This window comes from Aminobacter sp. P4_D5, from assembly GCF_056401815.1.
In genome coordinates this window covers 1-746 of record NZ_JBFUIP010000642.1, presented here as the reverse complement: position 1 = coordinate 746, position 746 = coordinate 1, and the positions used below count along the sequence as shown (strand labels likewise).

Sequence of the window (746 nt, the reverse complement as noted above, 5' to 3'; positions counted from 1 at the left end):
CGACGGTATGGGCGGAGGGCAGGTCGAGCTCGGCGCCGGAGGATTGCGCGGCGAGCTGGATGCGGCAGGCCTGCTCCAGATAATACATCCAGTAGAAGGCCTCGGCGACCGTCTGCCCCACCGTCATCAGCCCGTGATGGCGCAGGATCATGCAGGGCTTGTCCTCAAGGTCGCGCACCAGGCGCTCGYGCTCGGAGAGGTTGTCGTCGGCCGCGACGCCCTCGTAGCCATGGATGGCGACGCGGCCGTCGAACTCCATGCTCATCTGATTGAGCGGCAGCAGCGCGCCCTTCTGCGCCGCCACCGCCATGCCGGCCAGCGTGTGCGTGTGCATGACGCACATGGCGTCGTGCCGCTCGCGATGGACCGCCGAATGGATGACGAAGCCCGCGGGATTCACGGGCCAGGTGGTGGCCTGCTTCGGCTCGCCGTCGGCATCGACCTCGACGAGGCTGGAGGCGGTGATCTCCTCGAACATCAGGCCGTAGGGGTTCACCAGGAAGCGATGCCCCTCGCCCGGCAGCCGCGCGGAGAGATGGGTGAAGACCAGGTCCGTCATGCCGAAGAGCGCGATCAGGCGATAGGCGGCGGCGAGATCCTCGCGAATCTCCTGCTCGGTCTGGACGTGGGAGGGATCCGGCTTCACCGGCGGCGGGGGAAGGATGGCGTTCATCAGTAGCCTCGTGCGTGATCGTAGAGATGGGCCGGCGCCTCGCCGCGCCGCAGCGCCTGGATGACGGCGGCGA

General features: G+C 68.2%; 1 protein-coding gene. It reads right to left on the bottom strand.

Annotation, left to right across the window (positions count from 1 at the left end; all coding sequences use genetic code 11):
- Positions 1 to 673 (bottom strand): class II aldolase/adducin family protein (locus tag AC1DWF_RS34050; protein WP_476842900.1); only part of this gene is annotated, 673 nt, incomplete at its 3' end.
- Between the last annotated feature and the right edge of the window lie 73 nt (positions 674 to 746).